The following is a 26,360-nucleotide window of genomic DNA, read 5'->3' on the forward strand; positions in this document are numbered from 1 at the left end:
ATTTTTCCATAATGGCCAACTAATGGCTAGTGTTTGTCCAAAACGTTTGCTTCATTAACTAGTCTATTTCTATAACCTGCATATTGGTTCATAAAGCTATTTGCTATAGCGTAATCCACTTGTCCTGGATTTCCTAAAGTTCCTGTAACTGATGAAAATGCTACAAATAAGTCTAACCTTATATTTTGTGTTGCATATCTAAATTTACGATGCCGCTCATCTTAGGCTGTAGCACTTGTTTAAACTCATCTTTGGATTTATTAATAATGTAGCCATCTTTAATAATACCCGCACTATGAATCACACCATTTAATTTACCAAACTGCTCTATAATCCTGTTAATAGTAGCCTCTACGCTTTCCTTATTACATACATCCATTTGCCAATAGTAGATATGTGGATTGCTTTGTTTAAGCGCCATTAACTGATCTTTTACTTTTTGGTCTTCTTCTGATTTTCGTCCTGTTAATATAATTGTCGCCTGTTTTGCCCTGCTTACAATTTCATTTGCAAAGATTATGCCAAGACCACCTAAACCGCCTGTTATGAGATATACCCCTTCATCTTTCCAAGGTGCTACTTCTTTTGGTTTAATGCTTAGACTTTGCCATGTTGGTACATAACTCTTATCTGCTATGTAGCGTATATGTTGCTGCTTTAGGTCCTGGGAACAGGCCTTTAATAATCTTACTATCTCTTCATCATTTAACTGTGCATCTATTTCTATTAGTTGGGTCATTAACTTAGGATTTTCTTGCTGCGCTGTCTTTAACATACCATTTAGGCTGTCTCAATTTTGTCGCTTCCTGAATGAACTACCACTACTTGCATACATGCTTTTTGAATAGATTTATCTAATAAAATTTCTTTAATCTTATCAAATAATTGAAGACTATAAGCTTCTATAGCATGATCCGCTATTTCCCCTTGTCTATCAAGCATCATACTTTGTGATGGAACATTTGCACCTAATGCTGCATATACTTTATCTTCTATTAAATGATTGATACCACAAAATGCCACATAATAATTGGTCATTTCATTAGTTGCAGCCCTTGTTTCTAATGATTGTTCTTGCCAATTGATTGCCATTAATTGTACCTTTGCTGCTAATGAATTTTCATTTAATACACGTGATGTATAGCCCTTAATGCGTATACATACTTCACCAGCTTCATTGCATAAATCAATATCATGTTTTAATACTCTATCACTGGTACTATTATCTTTAATAACCGCCCACATGGTCTCATCAGCTGGCTTATATATTTCTAATGATTCCATTGCAAATGGTACCCTTGGTGTCTGCTGCCCCTCATCACTACTTATACCAAGTCCAATAATAGATTGTAGTGCCCCATCTAATAAGCTAGGATGTAACACATATGTCTTATTTGTATCTACTAAACTTTCTGGTATGGCTATTTTAGCAAATGCCTCTCCCTTTCCTACATATACTTCTTGGATGCTTGTATATGTTATGCCATAGTTCATCTTCATTTTTCTGAATGCATCATAACATTGCTTATTAGAAATCAGTTGTGAACATCTTGCTTTTAACTCATCAAAATTTCTAACCTCATTATTTACTTCTTGTATAACATTTGCTTTGCCTTGACTATGTATACTGTCATCTTCGGTATAGATTTCATATGAAAGTTCATTATCCTTATCTTCATATAAGGCAATGTTAACTTCTTTATTTGTATTTTGTACAGCAATAGGTTGGAACCAGCCCACATTACTTATTTTAATAGGTACAAAATTCGTTAAATCATTTGTTGTAGCTTGCTGCACTGCTGCTCTTATCATTTCTAGATAAGCCACACCTGGTAAAACTTTATTACCATTTACTACATGATCTCTTAAGAAGAACTCTTCACCATTAAAGACTGATGTATATCTTTGCTCTACAAGGTCTGAGGTATTTCTATGAAGTAATGGGTGTAATTGCTGACTGATTACTACTCCTTGAGACATTACATTTTTTGCTTCTGCCCAATACACTTCTTTTTCAAATGGATAAGTTGGTAAGCTTACTTTATAAGGTATATTACTGCCAAATAATTGTGTGCTAGAAATTTTATAACCCATACAATAAAACTTAGCTAGTGCTTCTAATGCTTCATAATACTTATTGGCTACTTGTAAATCCAATCTCTTGATTAATGCTTCTATAGACTGTGTAATCGTTTCTTGTGGTGTGAAGTCTCTCTCAACGATTCCCTTAAATCCTTTAGCTGTATCTCTGTCATTACTAAAGTCTCTTAAAGCCTTTATAGCATCTTCCTTATTTTCTACTACAAATGCACATCTATGATTAAATTGGATTCTTCCATCCATTAATGTATAGCTAATCTCTGCTAATGATTGTTCATTAGGATGGTTTTCAATTAAATCTGCAAGCTCATTTGCTTTTCTTATTAAGGCTTGCTCCGTTTTAGCAGAAAATGCTAAGAGATAAGCAGGGCACTGAATAGCTTGTACCATTTTATTTCTACTCTCACCATATTTTGAGTTACTCTTAACAACTACATGTACATTAGTACCACTCATTCCAAAGGCACTTACTGCCCCAATACGTTCTTGTTCTTCGCTATCTTCCCACTTGCTAGCCTTTGTATTAATATAAAATGGGCTATCTTCCCATTGAATATAATCATTAGGCTCTTCACAATGAATACTAGGTGGAATAATTCCTTTCTTGATAGCCATAATCAAACTAATTAAACTTACAACCCCAGACGCAGCCAGTGCATGTCCCAAATTAGATTTAGTTGAAGTGATTGCACAGAACTTTGTATCCTTGGTATATTCTTCGAATGTATCAGCTAATGCATTGATTTCAATAGGATCTCCTAATCTGGTACCTGTGCCATGTGTCACGATATAACTAATATTACGTGGTGCTATTTTGAAATTATTGTATACCTCTTTTAATAACTTGCTTTGTGCATATCTACTTGGTGCTGTAATCCCATTGGTCTTACCATCATAATTAATACCACTTCCAATAATTGTGCCATAAATAGGATTATGATCTTTCTCAGCTTTTGATAATTTCTTTAATATCACTACAGCCACTGCTTCTGCTGGCATCATACCATTTGCACGTTTATCAAAAGCATAGCAGTGTCCATCTTTAGCAATCATCCCTGATTCAATCATGCTATTATAATTATCTGGTGTAACCATTAAATTAACACCTGCAACAATGGCCGTATCACATTCGCCGTTTCTAATGCTCATGCAAGCTTCGTGAACGCCTACAAGGCTGATGAACACGCTGTATTAATGGCCATGTTTGGTCCATCTAAATTTAATAAGTATGAGATTCTAGAGGCTAATACAGCATTACTATTGGCTGTTATATTGGCTTTGTAATCTAATAAAGATTTATAATCGCCATCTTCTGTACCTACAAACATACCGATCTTTTCATCTTTGAGATTATCACTGCCATAGCCTGCATCTTCTAATGCTTTCCACGTTTCTTGTAATAGTAAGCGCTGCCTTGGATCCATGTCTTCTGCTTCTCTTGGTGATATACCAAAGAAGAGTGGATCAAATTCTGCGATACCTGGTACAACCCCTAATCGATATTTATAATTATTTTGTTTTTGATGCCACCATTCTTGACGTTCTTTAGGCATCTCTTTAATAACTTCTCTGCCCTCTTCTAAGATGCTCCATAATTCTTCAACATTATAAGCATCTGGGAATCTTCCGCTAATACCAATAATGGCAATATCCTCTGTACTTCTTCCACTACCTCTTACAATAGGTACTTGGCGAATCCTTTTACCTTTAACATCATGAGAAGTTTCTTCTACTGTGACTTCCTCAGTTTCTTCAACAGCTTCACTTTTTTCTTCTTCATGATAAAATGACTCAAGTTTTTCCTTATATTTTTTACTCAAATATTCACTTAGTTTTTCTACTGTTGGATAGGCAAAAAAGATATCTGGTGTAATCTCAAATTCATAATAATTACTCATAACATATGAAAGTTCTGTTAAGCTAATGGAATCAAATCCAAATTCATCTAAACTTACATTAAGGTAAATCTTTTCCTTAGGGACATTTAATACTTGAACAATCATATCTTTTAAATCTAATTGGATATTCTTTACAAGATCTAGACCTTTTTTCTTGGTTCTTTTAGCTTTACTTATTTTTTGAATAGGTTTCTTCTTTAACACTGGAGCTGTGGTCGTCTCATTGATTTTTAAGAATCTATAAACCCTTTCCTTTTCACCGATAATGACTAGGTGCTGCCCTGTAGGTTGTCTCAAAAATTCATCAAATAAAACAGTTCCCTGCTTTGCCTCTATAAAACATTGTCCACTAGATTTTAAATACATCTGTGTACTATTTTGGTCTGCAAATCCCATGCCTTCACTTTTCCAAAGTGGCCAGTTAATAACGTATCTTGGTTTATCTTTAAACTGCTCCGCATAACTCATTAAGAAACGATTACCTACTGAATAATCACAGTTAGCAAAATCACCTATGATTGCTGCACTTGATGAAAAATAACAAATAAAATCTAATGCTTCATCTTTACATGCTTCTTCTAGCGTTAATGTTCCCTGAATTTTTGATGCTATAATATTTTCATATTCTGTAAAATCTTTTTCTAATATATTTTTTGTACTCTCCATACCTGCAGCATGAATAATACCATTAATATGACCAAATTGTTCTTTGGTAACCCTTATAACTTCTTTCATCTGCTCAATATTACATACATCAGCTTGTAAATGAATGACCTCTGCTCCCTGCATCTGCAACTTTCTGACACGCTCATCATATATCTCTTTTTTACTACGGCTTACTAATACTAATTTAGCTTGATACTTACTAATTAAATAGTTGGAGAATATAACACCTAATCCCCCAGTACCACCTGTAATAATATAAACGCCATTTTGCTTTAATGTGCTTTTTTCATTAGGTACTAACTTCACTTCTTGAATTTTGCGCACCTGTCTAAGACCATTTTCATAGCATGCCGTTTCACTTTGTGCATTTATAGCTTCTTGCCATACCTTTTCCGCAAAGTTTGTATCTGTATTTTGGGTCTCGTCTATACATACTAAACTGAAACATGTATTAGGCATCACCATACCCATTGATTTTTGTATTCCTATCCATGACTCTACATAACAACGGGTTAATCGATCTTTATAAGTAGCAGCTATTAATAGCTTTTTAGGTTTGATTTCATTTTTATTAAGCTCCTGTATGAGAGTAAAAATTTCTCTAGAACTTGCCATATAATCATTTTTTTCTAAAGGCTCTAAATATAAAGTACCATCTATATCTGCAACTTGTTCATTTTGCAATTCAAACTTATTACCAAATACAAGTTTAGTTTCAGGAGATACTTCATTGATAAATGCTGTGAACTGATTTTGTCTTTCTGTATCTGATAAAAATACCAATAATTTCTTAAAACTAAGGCTTCCCTGTTTCAGCTTTTCTTGGCACCATTTTTCTTCAAATATCATTTCCTCATATACTTTTGCCTCTTGGACTCCTAGAGCTTCTTGTATGCATTGTAAGTCTTCTATTTGAAGTGTGACATTCCCTTCTTCATCACAAATGCCTACGTTTATATGCTGAATATCCTGACATTTTTCAACATAAATTACTCCCCAGTTCCATTCATCAACAGTTTCTACACTTAAATTACTCATTTTTAAATTCTTATTACACGCAGTGCCTAAATATTGACTGACTACTTCTATACATGCTGATAACTTAATTGGGTCAATCACTAGTTGCTTGCCATATTCCTGATTTGTATCATTTGTAGCTTTAAATTTAATTACTAATTGAGTTTCTGAGTCATCTTGATATTTATAAATCTTTTCAATACCATCTGGTAACTGTACATCAGAAATTTCTTCACATGCTGCTACTATTTGTTCCCATTGCAACGTTTTCATTGTAGGTGCTTCATAAGTTATTTTTCCTTCCCCACTTACAATAAGTTCTCTACTTGCTTTAGACTGTCCATATACTTCCCATTCGATTTCTTGATGCTCATTAGGATATAATGCAATATTTACTTGCTGTAATACTTCATCTACTAAGATTGCATCATACCAAAGAACATCTTTAATCTGAAATGGTCTAAATTCCGTTTCTTCTAATGATACTTGCGCTGCTACTCTTGCCATCTCAAGATACGTTAGTTCATTAAGCTTATGATCTTTTACATATGTAGTATTTTCCTTAAACTTACTACAAAAACATTGGCGTTTTAAATTTGATATATTCTCATGAACTAATGGGTGGATTAATTCCTTTTCTACATCTTTTTGCTGTGCAACAATCTTCTCTGGTGCCCAATATTTCTCTCTAGCAAATGGATAGGTTGGCAGACTAATAAATTCAGTTTTTATGCCCTCCTCTTCATAAAGCTGAGCCCAATCTATATCAATGCCTTTTACCCAAAGTTCTAAAACCTTTTCATACTTTTTATGAAGCATGAGATTATTAATCGCACTCTTTAATTCATCTTCTTTTCCTAGACTTACAAAAAAGTCATTTTCTTCTGCACTGTTGCCACTATATATATCAGGTCCATCTTCTTGACCTGATATATATGCTTTTAACTTCTCTTGTAACTCTTGCATTGAATTAACTAGGAATGCTGCTCTATATTCCATATGTTCACGCCCTATTTGAAGGGTGTAACAAATGTTCATTAAATCACTGTCTGTAAGTTTTTGTTTCTCAATAGCCACTTCTAAGTTTTGGACTTGTTTATATAATTGTTCTTTATTTTTAGCAGATAAAACTACTACTAATTGTGTGATCATCAAAACTCCCCATCCTCTCCCTTTTACTTTTAATTTTTGCCTTCTCTTATATACTCTCTGATAATTGCATGTGCATTAGCGCCTCCCGCTCCAAATGCTGATACACCTGCTATACGTGGATATTCTTTGCCTTCAATTATTGGTCTATTCCAATTAGAAAGTTCACGCTGTACATAGAATGGACTATTTTTGAAGTCTATTTTTGGATTTAATTCTTGGGCATGTAGTGAAGGTACTAATAATTTATGTTGCATTTGTAATACACATTTTACTACACCGACTATTCCAGCAGCCCCCTCTAGATGTCCTATATTAGATTTTGCAGAACCAATTGCACAATATTGTCTTTCCTTGGTATCATTGCTATAAGCCTGTGTAAGTCCATTTATCTCAATTGGATCTCCAAGCTCAGTTCCTGTACCATGGGCTTCTACATAACTAATTGTTCTTGCACTAATTCCTGAACGATCTAATGCCTTACGTACTACATCTCTTTGGGCATTTGGATTAGGTACCGTATAACCATTTGTCTTACCACCATGATTAACAGCTGTTCCTTGTATAACCGCATAGATATGATCGCCATCAGCAATGGCCTTATCTAATGGTTTTAATAACATAGATACCACACCTTCTCCAGGGACGAATCCATTTGCCCCCTTACCAAAGCTTTTACATCTTCCATCTATTGATAACATTCGTTTCTCACAAAATAGTACATATATAGATGGATGTGTATATATATTTACACCACCTACAAGTGACATGTCACATTCCCCACGTCTTAAGTGTTCACATGCTTCATGTAATGCGGATAATGATGATGAACACATTGTATCAATTGGTAAACTTGGTCCATGTAAATCTAAAACATAAGAAATTCTATTGGCTACAGAGCTAAATGATGTACTTAGATGTACATTTTGTCCTTGTCGCCATAAGTCTGGACTATAAAGCTCAAAACCTGTTCGTGTAATACCTATAAATACACCGACATTTCCCTTATATTTCTTACTAATTCTTTCCTTTGTATATCCTGAATCCTCTAATGTCGCCCAGCATTCTTGTAACATGAGTCGTTCTTGAGGGTCCATATTCATAGCTTCTCTTGGAGAAATCTTAAAGAATAAAGGATCAAATTCTTCAAAGCCATCAATGAATCCCCCCCATTTACAGTAGCTCCTTCTCTGCTCAATGGCTTGTTTTATATCATTTACATAGAATCCATCTAATGACCATCTCTTCTTAGGAATCTCAACAATGCTATCTTTACCAGCTTTTAAGTTCTCCCAAAACTCATTGATATTGTGTGCCTGTGGGAAGCGTCCACTTATACCAATGATGGCTATTGGCATATCTTGTGCTTGTTTATAACTCTGATTAACTTTATGCCATGCTTTCTTAACTGATGTGTCGCCTGTTTCTTATTTTGTATAGTTGCTTCTACTACTTGCTCTTTCTTAGACGTTTCCTTAGTAGTCTTCATATTAAATAACTCGAGTAACTTGTTCCTTTGTGTACTTACTAAGTACTGAGCTAATTCATTAACACTCTGATATTCAAAGAATGTGGTACTTGTAATACCATCAAATATTTTTTCAAAAGCATAAGTTAAATACTCAACAGCTATAGAATCTATACCATACTTCTCTAATCCAACATAAGTTTCAATTTGTTTATATGGGATTTTCAATGTATCTCCCACTAATTTCTTCACATAGCTTATTGTCTTTTCTAATAAAAGATTATCTATTTCACTGCTTGTTTCTAATGCGGCCTCTTCTACTAATTTTGCCTTAGGCATTATCGTTTCTACTTGAGTTACTCTAGATGCCTCTTGAGTTTTTGTGCAATATCTCATTAAATACTCTGCATATCCCCAATGGTGCGGTATTTAAGTAAAGCTTGCTGATCTACTTGACTAAACCACTGACTTAACTTATCCGTTAACTGGTCTAACATATATGAATCAATAGCATATTCTTCTAAGTCCACATCTAACTCAATTTGACTTGCTGGAATATTAATATAGCCTCCTATAATCTCTTTAAGTTGTAAGGCAATGTTTTCTCTTGCATTACAATCCTCTACACTCTCTACTTCCTCTTCCTGTAATTTGCTAGTACATTCATAAGCCATTTGACATGCCTTAGTATCCATAAATCGCTCTAACTGCTGCATCGCCTCAGTAGGCATGACTGCTTCTATTCCTGATAATGCTAATTTGGTTTTAAATGTTTCTGGCATTGCTTGTCCTATTCCAATAGTTCCCCAGTATCCCCAGTTGATTGTTTTCACTTTGCACTGCCATAAACTATCAAGATACTCTGCATAAGCATCTTCAAATACACAGCCTGTTACATAGCCAGCTTGTCCTGCAAACTTATTAATCGCTGCAATAGATGAGAAATATAAGATAAAGTCTAAAGTCTCATCTTTAAATACCCTTGCAATATAAACGCTTGTATCGACTTTAATTTGTGTAATTGTTTTATAAAGCTGCTCATCCATATGTAATACACTCTTATCTAATGCACCAACTGCTGAATGCACTACACCATTTACCCTTGGATAAATTTGCTTGATTTCTTTATAGGCAGCTTCCATTTCGTCTAAACAGGTGGCATCAGCTGAGATATAATGGATCTTTGGTCCTAATGCACTTAAGCGTGTTATCTTTTCTCTGATTTGATCATTTAACTTTCTGCGTCCTATCCATATAATTTGTGCCTGATAAGTACGAATCATATACTCGCTCCATACTTCTCCTACACCACCTGCACCGCCAATCACTACATAAACGCCATTTTTACAATAAGCTTTTCGATCACTTGTCATGTTCTCTAACTTAACTTCCTTAAATACTTTCTTATATGCCTGTTTATTACGATATGCCACTAATTCTTCCTGTGACATATTGATTGCATTATAAGAAGCATCATCAGTATCTATTACGTTTATATGCCAGTGTGGTATTTCCTTATCTATAACTTGAGCTAAGCCATGAAGCCCTGAATGTGTTGGGTTAAACCAATCGCTCTCTAATACTTTTTGTGTACTATACGTTACAATCGTTAGCTCTAATGGTTGATGATGATAACCTAACTGCATTAAGGCTTTTGTTAGTCTAAATAAGAATAATGTACCCTTTTCTTGCTGCTTAACGATTTGTGTACTTACGCTATCTCTTAAATGCTCACGACTTACAAACCATATAATATGCTGGATTGCATTGCATTTTTGTAGCTGAAGTGCTAAATCATCAATGCTACTTGTGGTATAATCTACATCCCATATCTGCATCTTTTGGCTTAGTAGATTCATAGGTATATCACATGTTTGTCCGATTACTAATGCATTTTCTAAATTAAGCTTTGTACCCTTTGTATCAATCTTTGTCCATTGTGGCATTAATAGTTTGCTAATTTTCTTATAGTTACTACTTTCCTTGATTTGCTCAAGCTTTGTATAATGATAGCCACTTAATCTCAAATAAGGTGCGCCATCTTGACCAAATAAGCTTATATTCACACTATGAGAATCTATATGATTGATGTAAATCCAAACTTCATTTGAACTTATCATGCTTATATCACATGCATCTATACTAATTGTTTTTACCTTATCCTGCTCAAAATAATTTACTAGCGCAAATGCCTGTTTTAGAATGCTTGGTTTGATTTGTAATGCCTCTTCCTGAGTATCTTGTCCTGCATATTCTACTTTTCCTAAAATGCTTGATGGCCCTTTATACACCTTGGTCATACCCAAGACTTCTGTATTGACTTCTTGCGTGCATTGTTCTTTTAACTTTGTTAAATCCTCATATCCAATCTCTTCACTAGAAACTATCTGTGCATTTCCCTGGCAATATACTTTTTGCTCTAACTGATCATATATATTAAATGCAAGCTCGTCTTCATCACTTGCCTGTAATTCTATCTGAATATCTAATGCACCATTCTTTAGCTCCAAGTCTTCTAAAACTTTTATATCTTTGATTAAAATCTGCTGATTATTATCTAGCTCATCTCTTAATGCATCCTTTACTGCGAAGTTTATCATTTCTAAATAAGCAATCATGCTATGAGATTTTTCTTGACCTATTATTTGTTGTAATACCTGATTATCTTTCTTGAATCTTGCCTTGTAACATTGTTTCATTAATGTAGATTGATTGCTATGTACTAGTGGGTGCAATTGTCTTTCTTCTCGTACCTGCTCTTTTTGTTCAAACCAATAGTTTTCTCTTAAAAATACATAGGTTGGTATATGTAAACGTCTAACAGCATACTGATCAAATAATTTATCCCCATTAATTTCATAGCCTTCACCATATAATCGTGCTAGGCGGCATAATGCTTCTTTGCAACTGTCTTCTTCTAAAGAAATTTCCTCTACTAATTGATTAATTTCTCTTTGGGTAGAAGCTTTCAAATCCATACTTTGTTTTGATTTGACTAGTGTATCCGCCTTTATACTTCTTCTATTGGTAAGCATTTCTATTGCTTGTTTCACACTGTTTGCCACAATAGCATAACGATAGGTAAAGTGCATTCTACCTTCTAATAAAGAATAACTCAAACTTGCAAGGTCAAGTGCTTCATTATCTTTCATAAAGGTTATAATATTTTCAATGTTTTGTTCTAATACCGCTTCATCCTTTGCTGAAAATACTAATAGTGCATAAGCTAGATTTGAATTTGATGTTTCTTTAGGCTGTATATAGTTTTTAGCCACAACATGGGCATTTGTACCGCTCATACCAAATGCACTTACTGCACCTATCCTTTGATTATTTGTCCATGCTTTGCGTTGTCTATTTAAATAAAATGGACTATCTTGCCATTCAATATAGGCATTAGGCTCTTCACAATTGATAGTTGGTGGGATGATTCCCTCTTTCATAGCAAGCATTAAACTAATGAAACTAACTATGCCGGATGCGGCTAAAGCATGACCTATATTAGGTTTGGTTGAAGTTAATGCACAGTATTGTCTATTATCTGTATACCCATTAAATACTTCTTTTAATGCATTTACTTCTATTGGGTCACCTAACTTCGTTCCTGTACCATGTGTCACCACATAACTTATATCTTTAGGATTAATATGATATCTTGTATATACATCTCTTAATAAATTGGCTTGTGCTATACCGCTTGGTGCTGTAATGCTATTGGTCTTACCATCGTAATTGATACCACTTCCTATAACCGTTGCATAAATTGAATGACAATCTAATTGTGCTTTTGCCTTTTTCTTTAGAACAACAACGCCTATTGCTTCAGCTGGCACCATACCTTGTGAACGATTATCAAATGCTCTACATTTTCCATCCTTTGAAATCATGCCAATCTTTTTCATATTTTCATAGCCTTTTGGCGTAATCATTAAGTTAGCTCCTGCTACAACTGCTGTATCACATTCGCCATTTCGAATGCTCTGACAAGCTTGATGAAGTGCCACAAGTCCTGATGAGCATGCTGTATTGATTGCCATAATAGGTCCTGAGAAGTTCAAAAGATAGCCTATCCTTGCTGCTAATATTCCGTTATGATTAGAAACCAAATCATTGTCTTTAGAAATATAGTCACCTTCTTCTACACCTACGAACATGCCTATCTTTTCGGTTTCTAAAAGTTTCTTATTATATCCTGCATCCTCTAATGCTTTCCATGTCTCCTGTAGTAATAAGCGTTGCTTTGGATCCATCTTTTCTGCATCTATTGGCAGAATCTCGAAGAATAATGGGTCAAATTCTGCAACACCTGGTATAACCCCTACATTATTATCTTCTGATTCATGCCACTCTTTCCTATCACTTGGCATTTTTTGAAGTACTTCTTTTCCCTGTGCTAAAATGTCCCATAAGTCTTCTATATTTCTAGCAGCAGGAAATCTTCCGCTCATACCAATTACAGCAATTTCATCGGTATCTATTAATGTATTACTATTTTCTAAGCTTTCTTCTTTTGGACTTACTATACTACTTTCTTCTTCCTCTGGTGCTTCTTTTACTTCTTTTTTATAAAACTGATTAATCTGTGACTCATATTGGCTTATTAAATACTCAGCCACTTTGTCAATGCTAGGATATGAGAAAAACATATCTGGTGTCACCCTAATGCTATAATACTCACTTAGTTCATCTGCAAACTCTGATAAACCTACAGAATCAAATCCAAATTCAGCTAATGTTTTATCCAGTTTTAACTTTTCTACAGGTACTCTTAAAATACGATTTATAATCTTCTTTAAATCTTCTATTAAACTCTCTTTTACCATATCTTTTATTACTTCTGTGATTTGCATTTTCTCTCCTTTATCTAAAGCTTTATCCCTACTTTTTGACTTGGACTCTAAAAATGTAAGTATTCTTTGTCTATCACCTACAAAAATGGTATATGACATCTCTTTTTGTCTTAATAATAAGTCAAATAATCTCATGCCTTGTTTATTCTCTAAAAATACTTGTCCACTGGATTTTAAATACATCTGGCTTGCCATTTGATCGGCATTACACATACCACCATTTCGCCACAATGGCCAATTAATCACTACTATTTTTGTGTTGCTGCCTTTGCTGTGTAACTGTTCTTTATAATACGCTCCATAATTCATCATAAAGCGATTACCAACTGCATAATCACAGCTCCCAAAATCTCCAATAATCGCAGAACACGAAGAAAAATAACAAATAAAATCTAAAGATTCGTCCTTTAAGCATTCTGTTAATGCCAATGTTCCCTTTATTTTAGGGAGTACAACTCTTTTATAATCTTCTACCGTATTATTTAATAAGTTGCCTTTTCCTTCTATGCCTGCTATATGCATGACACCATCAATATGACCAAAATTTTTCTTTCCTTCTTCTATAACTTGCCTTAGCTCCTGCACGTTACATATATCTGTCTGATCATACAAGACATTACTTGTAAGTAAGTGAGCCTTTTCTAACTTACTTTGTGCTTCTTCCTGATCTCGACGTCCTACTAATATAAGTTTTGCATCATATTTCTCAGCTAAATACCCTGCCAGTATTTGTCCTATTGCACCGAGTCCACCTATAATTACATATACGCCATGCTTCTTTAATACTGGCTGAACCTCTTCTATTATCTGTTCTTCCTTTATCACACGTACTTTTCGGCCTTCTGCTTCATATCTCACACTTTGTGCTATAGTATTATGCATTTCCTTCCACAAGATATTACTAAATTCCTCTTTATTTATTGCTACTTCTTCTATTGAAAGGACATTAAATTGCATCTTAGGCAAAATTAATTGTATCGTTCTTTCTAAAGCAATCCATGACTCAATATAGCAACGTTCTAATAGCGTTTTATATGATGCAGCTAAAATCATACGACCAATTTGTAAGCCACTATTTCCAATACTTCGCAGCATATCAATGAGTTGCGTTTCATCACTTAGTGCCTTGCCATTTGTTACATATAGTACGACATCTATATTTTTAAAGTTTTGACCTATTGCCTTAAAACTTGATTTAAACTGATCATATGCATTAGCATTTATAACATTTACTTTTTTCTGAGCTAATGCTATATATTTTTCTAATTCTTGTGATATGCCACAGTCTTCACTTACTACAAGAATTGTTTTTATATCTTTTTCTCCTAAATTTATATCCTTTAATTCCCACTTTTCTACTACACTCACTACATCAGCTACACTTGAAGTATCTGCCATAGTGTCATAGGCTAAATTCTCTTCATAGGCTATGGCTTTTTCAACATATTCTACCTTTGGCATCCAACACTTTTCTTTTTCAAAAGGATAAGTCGGCATATTAATACGCTTTGCAATAGCAAGTTTTGACCAGTCTACTTTACCGCCCCTTACATAAAAACTGGCTACTTCCTTTAATAAATCCTTGTATTTTAAACTATGTACATCCTGAATATCACCTATACTTTCATAACATATGCCTTCTTTATCTCCATCTACTGATTGTGTCATATATGTGTCTTCTATATATTCTTCTTTATTCATTAATTGTCGTAATGTCTCCATTACCTTTTCTTTACTATCTGCTACAATTGCTAGTCTTTCTTCAAAGTGTTCCCTACCAATCATTAAAGTGGTGCATATATCGCAAAGGGCAGCTTCTTCATGTTTTTCTAACCAACTTAATAATTGTCTTTCTTGCCTTTCCAATGCATCTTGTGTTTTTGCAGATAACACTAGCATATAATATCTTGCTTCGCTATTTGACTGATTGTTTCTAACCGGTGCTTCTTCTAATATCAAGTGTGCATTTGTGCCTCCGAACCCAAATGAACTTACTCCTGCTCTTCTAGGGACTGCTTTCTCATAATCATGCTGCCATTTCTTAACTTTATCTATAATATAAAAAAGGTGTATTCTCCATCTTTATCCTTGGATTTAATTCATGATAATTTAAAATTTGAGGTAAATAGCCATGCTCCATTGATAAAAGCACTTTAATGACACCTGCCACTCCCGCAGCTGCTTCTAAATGCCCTATATTCGTTTTAGTTGAGCCAATTCCACAATACTTTGTGACATCATTCGTAGGTTGCTCACTACTTGTTACCTGAAATGCCCTTGCTAATCCTTCAAATTCTATAGGATCTCCTTTAGGTGTACCTGTTCCATGTAATTCCACATAATCAATATCCTCTGCACTTAACCCTGATTTGTTCATAGCTTCAATAATTACATTTGCTTGTGCTTCTGAACTAGGATATGTTATTGTATGTGTCTTGCCACTATGATTAATTGCACTCCCCTTAATGACACCATGTATAGGGAAAGATTCTGCTATAGCCTTCTCTAATGGTGCTAATAAAATAATCCCTGCACCCTCTCCTCGAACATAGCCATCTGCACTACTATCTAATGTTTTACAACTTCCTGTTTTTGACATCATTCCCATTTGCGAAAATGAGATTTGTCTCGAAGGCGATAATATTAAATTGACACCTCCTGCTAATGCCATCTCACACTCTCCATTTATAATAGATTGGCACGCTACATGTATGGCTGATAATGAACCTGAACACGCATTATCCATGGCTAAACTAGGGCCTTTTAAATTGAAATAATATGATATTCGATTTGGAATAATCGTTGCAGCTAGACCTGTAGCATAATGTGGTTCTATTTCTCTTTCATTACGCTCTACAAGTTCCTTGAAATCAAAATTAAAAGCTGCTATAAAGACGCCTATATTTTTACCTGATACTTCTGTTTGGCAAATCCCTGCATCTTCAAAACATCCCCAGGCTAATTCCAGCATGATACGTTGCTGTGGATCCATTGCATCTGCTTCCCGATTAGATATATTAAAGAAAGTAGTATCAAATATATCAGCCTCTTCTATAAAGCCTCCCCATTTACTTACTTTCTTATCACTGTGTGCTAAATTATAATACTTCTTCCAATCCCATCTCTCTTTTGGTATTTCACTAATGCTAGATTTAGCTTCTATTAAATTGTCCCAATAACGTTCATAATTATTTGCCCCTGGAAATCTGCACCCTATTCCAATAATGGCTATATCATTATTTATCTTTTGCCCCATAATGTCCCCCTTGAAAATATATAAAATAAAGGCATCAACTCCAGTTCTCCCTTTATTAACTGATAGCTTGATGCCTTATTAATTCAAATAATATTATCAACTTCTATATTGATAATTATATTGCTTATCTTAGAAAAGCATGATGCCATAAAGGTAAATAGAATATTAAGCTATTCTAAATAATACATTTTACTTTGATAAGATAATCTTCTCTTTAGTCAATGCTTGTTTAAATACAACTACTAAAATCCACATGCTTGCTGTAACAATTAATGCTATTCTAAAGAAATACCAACTTTGAAGTGTAATTATTTGCATAACCGATAACATTGGAATACCTATAAATAATGCAAGGCCTATTAAATACGATGGTGCTATAGCTAATTCTGGTGAATTCAGCATAGACAATTGTACAGTCCATATAGATAATCCTAAAAAGAACAGCGGCATCATAATAAAGACAGTGCATATTAAAGGTATTGATATCTGATGTCTAATTATTAATCCTATTGTAAAGATGAACATTGATAAATAACTTATGAGCAACCCTGGTATAAAGATGGCCAAACTCTTCCCTAAGCAAATATCATCTGGTGTAAGTTTAGTTGATAATAATGATGACATAACACCATTTACTTTCTCCTTTGTAAATGGAGTTGTCGTAAATAATGGAATTCCTATTGTGAGCGGTATTAGACCTATTAAAAATAATATATTATCTGTTATAACGTCATTAGACGTATCGCCTACTATGTATTTAATTCCCATTGTGCTGCTACGCTTAGTATTAGGAATATTACCAGTATTAATCTAAATGCCTTCCAGTTTATAAACTCTTTAAAATCTCTTTCAAATACTACATTTGCCCGCTTAAATGCTATTTTCGACATGATAATATGATAGTCTCCTTTCTAAATCTATGACGTACACATAAGCATATACAAAGTAAGATAACCATTAATATTCCGTTGAAAATAAGAAATGCTCCTGTTCTTCCATCTATAGTTTGACGTGCAAGTAAGTTGATTCCAACAGCTGCAACACATGGTAAGAATATTGTTGCTACTACTGTTCCTCCTTCTACGCCTCCTGTTAAACTAATTAAATGCATCAATATACTTAAGCAGTAATATACGATAGGTACAGCCACATATATGCCAATCACCATAATAGGATCTCTAAATCCTGCAAAAGGTGTACCTAAATATTTATTCCCCATAAATATACTCATTAAAAATGGAATACCCTCACCTGCGATAAATCCTGGGACGAATAATGCAAGGCTTTTAGCAACTAATAGTTCCCTTTCTGTTACACGAGTAGCTAATAATGCTTCAATATTTCCCCTTGTCTTTTCTCTTGCTAATGGTACTGAAAACAACACTGTATAACTAATACCTGTTAATACAATTGCTGAACTATATGCTATGATTTCTATATAGTACGCTATATTTTCTGGGCTCTGACTACTGGCTAATGCTGCACCAAGGACTACTTTGCATCCAATAAATCCGATAGTAGCTGTGCAAATAAGTAAAATTCCAAGATATACTACAACTAATGACATCGCCTGAAAATTATTTTTTAAACTTGAGCTTACAATTGCACCTATTCTCTTCATTTTAATTATCATCCTTTCACGATGTTCAAAATACTAACTCTACTTCGTATTTCTTACAATGCTTGTATACATATCTTCTAATGATGCTTCATTTTTAATGACATTCTCTACTTCGATACCTTCTTTTGAAAGTATATTTATAATTTCTGAAATCTTAGCTTCTCCTGTAGGGGCAAATACTAAGCCTTCTTCTTCTTTGGCCTTGAATCCTAAATTAGGGATTTTCTTTAATTTATTTAGTATTTCATCTGATACATATTGACTTGTTTGTGTAATAATAATATTTTTGCCTTTTTGTTTTCTAAGTTCTTCTAACTTACCATATAACTTAATTTCACCCTTATTAAGTAATGCTACCCTATTACAGATTTTTTGTACCTCATCCATATTATGTGAGCTTAATAATATTGTCTTATTATATTTATGTACAATATCCATTAAAATGGCTCTAATATCTAATTGTGCTGAAGGGTCAACCCCTGAAGTAGGCTCATCTAAAATAAGTACTGCTGGATCATATACAAGGGCTCTTGCTAATGCTAATCGTTGTCTCATCCCCTTTGAAAATGTACCAGCTTTATCATCTGCTCTATCTTTTAAACCAACAAGTTGTAGTGTGTTTTCTATCTTTGTACGGCTTACTGGTTTTTCATAAATCTTTAAGAAATAAGCAAGATTCTCTGCTGCTGTCATTGTGTCATACAAGCCATCTCCATCAAGCACAAACCCTACATTTTTTCTAGCCATATCACTTCCTGCATCATATCCTAGAATAGTGGCTTTCCCTGAATCAGCTTGATATAGTCCAAGTAATGTTCGAATCGTTGTTGTTTTTCCTGCACCATTTGGTCCTAAGAAACCAAATATATCACCTTTTTGAACTTCAAATGATACTCCCTTTAATATCTGACGACCATTAAATGCCTTTTTGATATTATCTACTTTAATTGGACATGCCTCCATACTATCACACTCTCTTTTCTTAGTTTTATGATGCTTTTTACATCATTTTATTTAATTCCTGCTTCAATAAACTCATAAATTGTTCTTCTGATTGACTCTGATCAATAAATACATGATCACCTGCTAATGTATATAATTTATAAGAACTACTTGTTACATTTTCCCATGCATTCATATCTTCTAAGGTTACTTTCTCATCATCTAATCCATGGAATCCTACGATTGGTATATCAAATACTTCTTCTTGATTAAACTTATATCTATCTACAATGCGATAAGCTGCCATAATAAATGGTATTGTAATCTTCATAGCTTCTATAGTCTTATCTTCTTCTTGCTTTCAATATGCCAACCTGCAATAAATGCCTTACAAATCATTTCAATAGATTTTTCATCTTTTACATCTTCATATCTTGGGATATGTTCCATTCCGATGAGCTTTAATCCCTCTAATATTTTCATTAAACTTGTATTTGGCAAACTAGGTGAAGTAAAGCCTGATACTAACAGTTTCACTACCTTAAACTTACTATTCTTTGATAGGCGATAAGCCAAACGATAAGCATATAATGAACCCCAACTATGTCCAAAGGTAACACAAGGTGCATCATATAATGACTTAGATAACACTGTTTCTAATGTATCAATGACATCTTCCACATCCTCTGGTGTTCTTTCGTTCATACGCTGCACATCAAATCCTGGTAATTTAATAGGACATACATCTATTTCAGGGCCTAAGTATTCTTGCCATTTCTTGTACATATCTGCACTTCCGAATCCATAAGGGAAACAGAATATACGTAACTTAACATTTTTCTTAGGTTTATAATCATAAATCCAAGTTTCTTCATTTTGTTCTACCTGTTTTTCCTTATCATCTCTTGCTTCTCCATCTAAAATTTTAACTAGTTCTTCTCCCATCTTGGCAATGGTACCAGCACAGATCAAATCAGCAAAGGAAAACTTCGCATCTAGTGCTTGTGAAAGGGCGTTATGGAAACTTACACCCATCATAGAATCAAGTCCCATTTCATCTAATGGTTCATTAACATCTAATTCTTCTACTGGGGTACCTATAACGCTTGCCATAACTTGACGGATATATTCTGTAACAAGTATTTTCTTTTCTTCTTTATCTGCACTCTTGTACTTACTTATAAAGCTTGTATCTTTTTTATTCATATGAGATGATTGAAGGGCTTTTAGCATACCGCCTAACCTTTTTTCATCAAATTCTTTTAGTACGACTTTGCCTAGATTTAATATAACTTTTCCTGTACTATCCATTAAGCTAATCGTGCCACTTAATTCATCTTGTTTTTCATTCATATTCGTTACATTAACTTTTGCATAAAGACTGCCTTCTAAAGGACTGATATGAATTTCTAATTCCTTAACAGATGAAACCATATATCTTTTATCTGTGGACTGACCATTAATCTCAAGATAATTAAACACTTGTGAACAACTATCAATTATTCCAGGATTTAAGCCCAGTACATATTCTTGTTTTGCTTCATCCTCTGTATTAGGTCTAATCTCTATTAATCCTTCATTTTGCTCAAACCATATCCTCTTAACCCAACGTACAGAAAGTCCGAAGTTAAATCCTTTTTTCTCTAATGCACTATAAAATTGCTCATCATCACTCATTAAACTTGTCTCTTGTATAAATTCATCAATATCATTTTCTCTCATTGCCTGATTATCTTTAAGACTTAAATTACCTTGTACATGTAGATTCCAATTGCTATCTGTAGCTGATTTACCATAGAACTCTATGTCTATGCCACGCTCTCCCTGATCAGATAATACTAATAAAACTTCTTTTAGCTCATTTTCAAAGATAATGAGCGGTGACATAAATTCTAGATTTTTTATTTCATAGCACTTAGTATCATAAAACTGATTTAATACACTACTTAACATCTCGATATAATAACCTATATGTACAACACCTGAATTATCTAATAACTGTGGTAATCTTTGATGTGATAATGTAAATATGTATTGCTTCTTTTCATATGGTAAATTGATTTTCTGTCCCTTTAATACGTCTTTCGTATTCGTATTTATAAGTAAACCGTTTGCCTCTTCTACCCTTGGAGGAGTGAGCCAATACTTGGTCTTTGCAAAAGCATAGTTCGGTAAACTAATCTTCTTATATTTATAGCCCTCATAGAAAGCTTTCCAATTGATATTTACCCCTAAACAATTGCATTCTCCTATCACTTCAAGTAATCTATCTAAGCATTTTCCCTCGTCTATTACATTTATTAATGTTACACCCTCTTTAGCTCTATTCTCGTCCCTTAAAATCTGGCCTATTTGTATAATTAAACGATAGCTTGGTTGTATAAAAATTCTGCTGCCTTATCATATCGAATTGGATGTAACAAACTTTCTTTCCAAAAGCTTGTGTCTAGTTTTTGATTGTTATTTATAGCTACACCAGATGCCTGAGCGATATAACGGCATTTTGGCTTCTTGTATGTGATATCTCCTAATTCTTGTTCAAACTTACTCATATAATCTGCATAAAACTTGGAAGGCCATTTCTTACCACTTTCTTTAGTAGCATCTATGCCTTGTGCTATTATCTGATCTATATCTCTTTCCTTTCCAGATATAATACATTCATTTTCTGAATAAATTGCAGAGATACATAGATTTCCCTCCCAATTGTTTATTAAATCCATCACTTCATCTTTATTTAAGTATACTCTTGCAAATGCTACATCCTGACACTCATTTGCTATCTTATTTAGGGCTATAAATAATCTTACAGCATCTTGAAGATTAATAATTTCTGCTACAGTTGCTGCTACCAACTGTCCTACTCTTTCTCCCACTATAATTTCTGGTTTAATATTGAGTTTCTTAAATAGCATCATCATAGCGTACTGAGTCGCAAACAAACAAGCATCTGCAGCCTTTTGTGTCAGCCTTTGATTGGTAAAGAACTTGTCTTTGATTTCTATACCATGGTACTCTTCAAAATATGCGATACACTCATTAAAATATTCCTTATACTCTAAAAATGAATGATATAATTCAGAACTTATATATTGAAGACTATTTATTTCACCACCTAATATAAAAGCAAATTTAGGTTGTGTTTGATCATCTACCTTTGAGGCATATACCCTGTTATTGCAATATCTAGCAAATACATCTTTAGCTTCGCCTACAGTTTTAACCTCGTCAGCAGCCACTTCATTATTATAAATCGTTCTCTTTTGATCAATTTGTGCTAATGTTTCTCTAAAAGCCTCTAAAAGTTTTTCATGATTATCTCCCATAAATACTGCACGATGTCTATAGGTTGCATGACATGCATTGGCCACATAACTTATATCTTTTAATGATATTTGAGGTTGTAACTTTAAGAAAGCCTCATATTTCTTAATCATTTCAATAAGTGATTGTTCACTCTTTGCACTTAAGCATATTAAGCAGTTATTAAAGTGATCTCGCATATCTTGGGTGATTTCTTCCTGCTTAGCCTCTCCCATAACAATATGAGCATTAGTTCCACTAAATCCAAAAGAACTTATACCTGCTAATCTTCTTTTGTTATGACTTTCCCATACCATATGTTCTCGTGGTAAAATAGCTGGAATCTTACCTAGGTTAAGTCTAGGATTAAGCTCATTGAAATTAACTATTCTAGGTATCTCTTTATGATATAGGCTTAGTACTACCTTTATTAAACTTGCCACACCAGCTGCACTTTCGAGATGCCCTATATTTCCTTTAACTGCACCTATAATCAGTGGGGCTTCCCTTAAATTATCTTGTCCAAAGACTTCTGTAACAGCACCTATTTCTATTGGATCACCTAATGGTGTTCCTGTTCCATGTGCTTCTAGATAACTCATTTCATGAGGTGCTACACCTGCATCTTTTAATGCATCTTCCATAACCATCTTTTGCGCTTTACCATTCGGTACAGTTAACCCACTACTTGCACCATCATTATTGATGGCACCACCTTTGATCACTGCATAAACAGTATCTCCATCTCTCATGGCATCTTTTAATCTTTTTAAAACAAGAATGCCACAGCCTTCGCCTCTCCCATAACCACTGCCATTGGCATCAAATGGTTTTGATCTACCATCAGCTGAAACTGCATTCATCATACATAAATTCGAATACACTACAGGTGAAAGCATTAAGTTTACACCACCACTTATAGCTAAATCGCATTCTTTCTTCCTTAATGACTGCACTGCTAAATGGGTACTGACTAAAGATGATGAACATGCTGTATCTAATGATATAGATGGACCATTCCATCCAAAAGTATATGATATACGCCCTGCTGCAATACTGGAAGTGGTTCCTGTTCCTGTATATTGGTTAACACCCTTTTGATCTTGTGGTAACATAGCATATTCACAATTACTTGAAATACCTATAAATACGCCAGTATGACTTCCTTTTAATTCAACCGGATTTTGCCCTGAATTTTCTAGTGCTTCCCAACAAACTTCTAATAATTGTCGTTGTTGTGGATCCATAGCATTTGCTTCAGTTGGTAATATCCTAAAGAATTTGGCATCAAACTCGGATACATCTCTCTGTAAGAAATTACTTTGATACACATACATTTGCTCTAGTACACAAGCTTCTTCTCCACTATATGCACTAATATCCCAGCGCTCCTTAGGTACATCAATAACACATTCTTTTCCTTCTTTTAATAACTCCCAATATTCCTCTGGTGAATTACATCCCCCAGGAAAACGACATGCCATTCCAATTACTGCTATTTCTTCTTTATCTTCACTATGTTCCTCTTGCTTTAATTGTTCTTGTAAATTTTTAATTACGGTCAGTGCCTTTCTTAATAATTTACTTTGTTCATTTTCCATAATCCCATTTAAACTCCCTCTTTCCCCTAAGATTTAATATTTCTAACATTGATATCCTATAACATATACAACAGGTGGTAGTTTATCATTAGTTCGTACTATGTCTACTTTATATGTATAATCGTCCCCTTGAAGCGGTTGAACCATTTCTTCTAACATTTGTTTGTCATAAATTCTTACTATGGAAATAAAACTATCAAAAATCATTGTTAAAGGTGCAATGGGTATTAAATATGTAAATAGCAATCTTGCTACTACAGTTAATGGACTTCCTTTCATAACCTTTGCATACATGATCCAATAATAAATTAGCATTAATGGTAATAAAAGAATTTGAATAGGTAGTGTAATCCACGCTAATTTAGGTGGCATCAGCATAGCTTCAGAAATAACAATTCCCTGTTTATCATCCTTAGCTTTCTTTAATATAGCCTTAGCAACATCTTCTTTCATATGATGGAAACCACCAAATATAGTTCTTACACCTTGTAAATTCTTAGGTACGTTTAATGCATCTACAGAATTTTCCTCATATTTTATAACGCTTTGCATACTATTAATACGCTTAATTGCTTTACTATTAGGGAACTTATCTGTAAGCTTTATTCTTACATTAGTATTTTTTTCTTTTAATAATTTACTTAGCCTAATCCAAGCTCCACCCCCACCAGAACATAAATCAACAATCTGATTAGTCTTAGACTTTTTTGATACATCGTCTATAATTGGTATCATCGCATCAAAAGTTTGGCCCTTACTATTGATTAGCTCTAATACGTCTGTATTTAAGTTTCTTAAAAAACTTGGGAAGTACTTTAAATCCATAAATTCAAATAACTGTACTCTTTTCATTTTCTATTCCCCCTTATTTTATAAATACCTTAAGCTACTTATCGTACATTGTCATAATTTTCTCCTTTACCTCTGGTAAGTGGAATGTAATCTCATGCATCTCTAATTCTTGTTTTATTTTCTCTTGTAGTTTCTCTTTATGTTCTCTCACTAAATGTTGTTTTAAAGTAATTAAAGATATTCTTGGTTTCTCTGCAATAACCTTAGCAAGCTCTATGGCATTTTGAAGTACTTCTTTGCGAGGATATACTTCAAATGGGACTCCCCTTTTTCTAAGGTCTTCTCCATGATATGTTTTTGCAGTCATCAATAGATCCTCACCTAATACCATGCCTAGCTTCAAAGGAATTACATATGTTGCACCAAAGCCTGGTGTAAATCCATATTTCATAAAGCTTGCTGCATAAATACTTTCTTTAGATAAGATGACAAAATCTGAAAATAATCCTAAAGCTAATCCTCCACCTATAGCATGTCCTTGCATAGCTGAAATAACTGGTAGCTTACATTCTAATGGCATGCTATATACATTGGAATTGTTAGAGTTTGCATCTGTAAACTTTGCTCTTCCCTCTTGAATCGCTAATAAATCCTCTTGTGTTCCCCCTGAAGCAAAGTAACTATCATATCCAGTTAAAATAATTACTTTACAACTTAAATCTTCTTCACATTCTCGAAATGCTGCTTCTAACCCTTTAATTAATTCTGGTGTAAATGTATTTTTATGTGCTCTTTCTTGCATATAAATACATTTTATTCCTTTTTCAATCTCTCTAACTTCAACACTTTTATTATTCATTACTCCTCCCATGGATATATTCCATCCTCAACAAATCTACGAATTCTCTCTTTATTACTTTCATCCGCAAATATCTTTTTATTAGCCCTTATAGCGTCACTCTCACTATCTATGATTGTAGTATTTATCTCATTTATGTAGTGTTTATAGTTTATGATTCCAGATTTAGGTATTTTCTTTAAACGTGATATATATTTCATTAATAATAAATGACTTTTTTCTTGGTATTCATCAACTAATCCCCAGTCACACGCTTGTTTTACTGAAATTGTTTTTGTTGTGAGTGTTAAAAAATTTGCTTGTCGATACCCCATTCTTCTTATCAAAAACGGTAATACCATGGCTGGAAAAAGTCCAAATAACATTTCTGATAAACTAAATGTCGCCGTTGTATCAGCAATTACAATATCACTTGCTGCTACAAAACCTAAACCACCTGCATTGGCCTTTCCTCGTACGTGAGCTATTGTAATGAATGATCCAGTCGCTAGTTTTGTCCATAACCTGTATAACTTTTCTGGTTGATTTTTTTGCTTCTTATCTTTAAAATCTGCACCAAAACAAAATACTTCATCAGCCCCCTCTAATACCAATATACTGATTTCATTCTCATACATTTCAATAATCCTATAACATTCTTCAACTAATATGTCATTGATTGTATTATTGGCTTGAGGTCGATTAAACTTTAAAAAACACACTTTGTCTTGTTTTTTAACTTCTATAGTCTGTAACTCCACTTACCCGCCCCCTATACCCCAGATTATCTTTATATAACTTTTATAATATTTTACAACTTTTTGTAATTTACATCAATATAATATTTATAAAATTACGA

General features: G+C 33.8%; 14 protein-coding genes and 2 pseudogenes. All 16 read right to left on the bottom strand.

The features are described from left to right. Positions 1-26: 26 nt before the first annotated feature. The 16 genes and pseudogenes from JCM14822_RS08770 to JCM14822_RS08845 all read right to left on the bottom strand — a co-directional run bounded on the left by JCM14822_RS08770 (position 27) and on the right by JCM14822_RS08845 (position 26,262). Positions 27-775: pseudogene (locus JCM14822_RS08770) on the bottom strand (SDR family NAD(P)-dependent oxidoreductase). Between the two features lie 5 nt (positions 776-780). Beyond that, positions 781-2,094 carry a polyketide synthase dehydratase domain-containing protein gene (locus JCM14822_RS24950; protein WP_408606193.1) on the bottom strand — a complete coding sequence of 438 codons (1,314 nt, stop codon included), beginning with the start codon at positions 2,092-2,094 and terminating at the stop codon, positions 781-783. A gap of 176 nt (positions 2,095-2,270) precedes the next feature. Beyond that, positions 2,271-6,833 (bottom strand): annotated as a pseudogene (locus JCM14822_RS08780) (beta-ketoacyl synthase N-terminal-like domain-containing protein); the annotation flags it as partial. A gap of 29 nt (positions 6,834-6,862) precedes the next feature. Continuing rightward, a complete protein-coding gene (locus JCM14822_RS08785) occupies positions 6,863-8,188 on the bottom strand; it encodes a type I polyketide synthase (protein ID WP_054741580.1) in 1,326 nt (441 codons plus the stop codon). Next, positions 8,179-8,694, bottom strand: a complete 516-nt coding sequence (locus tag JCM14822_RS08790) for an acyl carrier protein (RefSeq protein ID WP_054741582.1) — start codon at positions 8,692-8,694, stop codon at positions 8,179-8,181. The genes JCM14822_RS08785 and JCM14822_RS08790 overlap by 10 nt, the downstream gene beginning before the upstream one ends. After that, a complete protein-coding gene (locus JCM14822_RS08795) occupies positions 8,694-15,221 on the bottom strand; it encodes an SDR family NAD(P)-dependent oxidoreductase (protein WP_306307321.1) in 6,528 nt (2,175 codons plus the stop codon). Before JCM14822_RS08795 ends, JCM14822_RS08790 begins: the two co-directional genes overlap by 1 nt. Next, positions 15,196-16,404 (bottom strand): beta-ketoacyl synthase N-terminal-like domain-containing protein, encoded by a 1,209-nt coding sequence (locus JCM14822_RS08800; RefSeq protein WP_054741586.1) that lies wholly within the window; start codon positions 16,402-16,404, stop codon positions 15,196-15,198. The genes JCM14822_RS08795 and JCM14822_RS08800 overlap by 26 nt, the downstream gene beginning before the upstream one ends. 189 nt (positions 16,405-16,593) lie before the next feature. Then, positions 16,594-17,172 carry a hypothetical protein gene (locus tag JCM14822_RS08805; protein WP_054741588.1) on the bottom strand — a complete coding sequence of 193 codons (579 nt, stop codon included), beginning with the start codon at positions 17,170-17,172 and terminating at the stop codon, positions 16,594-16,596. Between the two features lie 109 nt (positions 17,173-17,281). Then, positions 17,282-18,025, bottom strand: coding sequence for a hypothetical protein (locus tag JCM14822_RS08810; RefSeq protein WP_054741590.1), 744 nt, complete (start codon positions 18,023-18,025; stop codon positions 17,282-17,284). 39 nt (positions 18,026-18,064) lie between these two features. Next, the gene (locus JCM14822_RS08815) at positions 18,065-18,988 is read right to left on the bottom strand and encodes an ABC transporter ATP-binding protein (protein ID WP_054741592.1); all 924 of its coding nucleotides are present in this window, start codon (positions 18,986-18,988) and stop codon (positions 18,065-18,067) included. Positions 18,989-19,025: 37 nt separating this feature from the next. Continuing rightward, the gene (locus tag JCM14822_RS08820) at positions 19,026-19,298 is read right to left on the bottom strand and encodes a thioesterase II family protein (protein WP_054741594.1); all 273 of its coding nucleotides are present in this window, start codon (positions 19,296-19,298) and stop codon (positions 19,026-19,028) included. A 5-nt stretch (positions 19,299-19,303) separates the two neighbouring features. Then, positions 19,304-21,223 carry a thioesterase domain-containing protein gene (locus tag JCM14822_RS08825; protein WP_054741596.1) on the bottom strand — a complete coding sequence of 640 codons (1,920 nt, stop codon included), beginning with the start codon at positions 21,221-21,223 and terminating at the stop codon, positions 19,304-19,306. Positions 21,224-21,327: 104 nt separating this feature from the next. After that, on the bottom strand, positions 21,328-23,871 hold the full coding sequence (locus JCM14822_RS08830; RefSeq protein ID WP_054741598.1) for a type I polyketide synthase: 2,544 nt from the start codon (positions 23,869-23,871) through the stop codon (positions 21,328-21,330). Positions 23,872-23,913: 42 nt separating this feature from the next. Then, entirely contained in the window at positions 23,914-24,723 is an 810-nt protein-coding gene (locus tag JCM14822_RS08835) for a hypothetical protein (RefSeq protein WP_054741600.1), read from the bottom strand. Between the two features lie 34 nt (positions 24,724-24,757). Further along, positions 24,758-25,522, bottom strand: coding sequence for a polyketide synthase (locus JCM14822_RS08840; RefSeq protein WP_054741602.1), 765 nt, complete (start codon positions 25,520-25,522; stop codon positions 24,758-24,760). Continuing rightward, the gene (locus JCM14822_RS08845; RefSeq protein ID WP_054741603.1) at positions 25,522-26,262 is read right to left on the bottom strand and encodes an enoyl-CoA hydratase/isomerase; all 741 of its coding nucleotides are present in this window, start codon (positions 26,260-26,262) and stop codon (positions 25,522-25,524) included. The genes JCM14822_RS08840 and JCM14822_RS08845 overlap by 1 nt, the downstream gene beginning before the upstream one ends. Positions 26,263-26,360 lie beyond the last annotated feature (98 nt).

The sequence above is a fragment of the Cellulosilyticum ruminicola JCM 14822 genome, assembly GCF_001311925.1.
Classification (GTDB): Bacteria; Bacillota; Clostridia; order Lachnospirales; family Cellulosilyticaceae; genus Cellulosilyticum; species Cellulosilyticum ruminicola.

Coding starts and splice junctions, on each gene's coding strand:
- JCM14822_RS24950 (WP_408606193.1), bottom strand. CDS start 2,094: ATGGGTTATAAAATTTCTAGCACACAATTATTTGGCAGTAATATACCT.
- JCM14822_RS08785 (WP_054741580.1), bottom strand. CDS start 8,188: ATGCCAATAGCCATCATTGGTATAAGTGGACGCTTCCCACAGGCACAC.
- JCM14822_RS08790 (WP_054741582.1), bottom strand. CDS start 8,694: ATGAGATATTGCACAAAAACTCAAGAGGCATCTAGAGTAACTCAAGTA.
- JCM14822_RS08800 (WP_054741586.1), bottom strand. CDS start 16,404: ATGGGGCAAAAGATAAATAATGATATAGCCATTATTGGAATAGGGTGC.
- JCM14822_RS08805 (WP_054741588.1), bottom strand. CDS start 17,172: ATGGGAATTAAATACATAGTAGGCGATACGTCTAATGACGTTATAACA.
- JCM14822_RS08810 (WP_054741590.1), bottom strand. CDS start 18,025: ATGAAGAGAATAGGTGCAATTGTAAGCTCAAGTTTAAAAAATAATTTT.
- JCM14822_RS08815 (WP_054741592.1), bottom strand. CDS start 18,988: ATGGAGGCATGTCCAATTAAAGTAGATAATATCAAAAAGGCATTTAAT.
- JCM14822_RS08820 (WP_054741594.1), bottom strand. CDS start 19,298: ATGAAGATTACAATACCATTTATTATGGCAGCTTATCGCATTGTAGAT.
- JCM14822_RS08830 (WP_054741598.1), bottom strand. CDS start 23,871: ATGGAAAATGAACAAAGTAAATTATTAAGAAAGGCACTGACCGTAATT.
- JCM14822_RS08835 (WP_054741600.1), bottom strand. CDS start 24,723: ATGAAAAGAGTACAGTTATTTGAATTTATGGATTTAAAGTACTTCCCA.
- JCM14822_RS08840 (WP_054741602.1), bottom strand. CDS start 25,522: ATGAATAATAAAAGTGTTGAAGTTAGAGAGATTGAAAAAGGAATAAAA.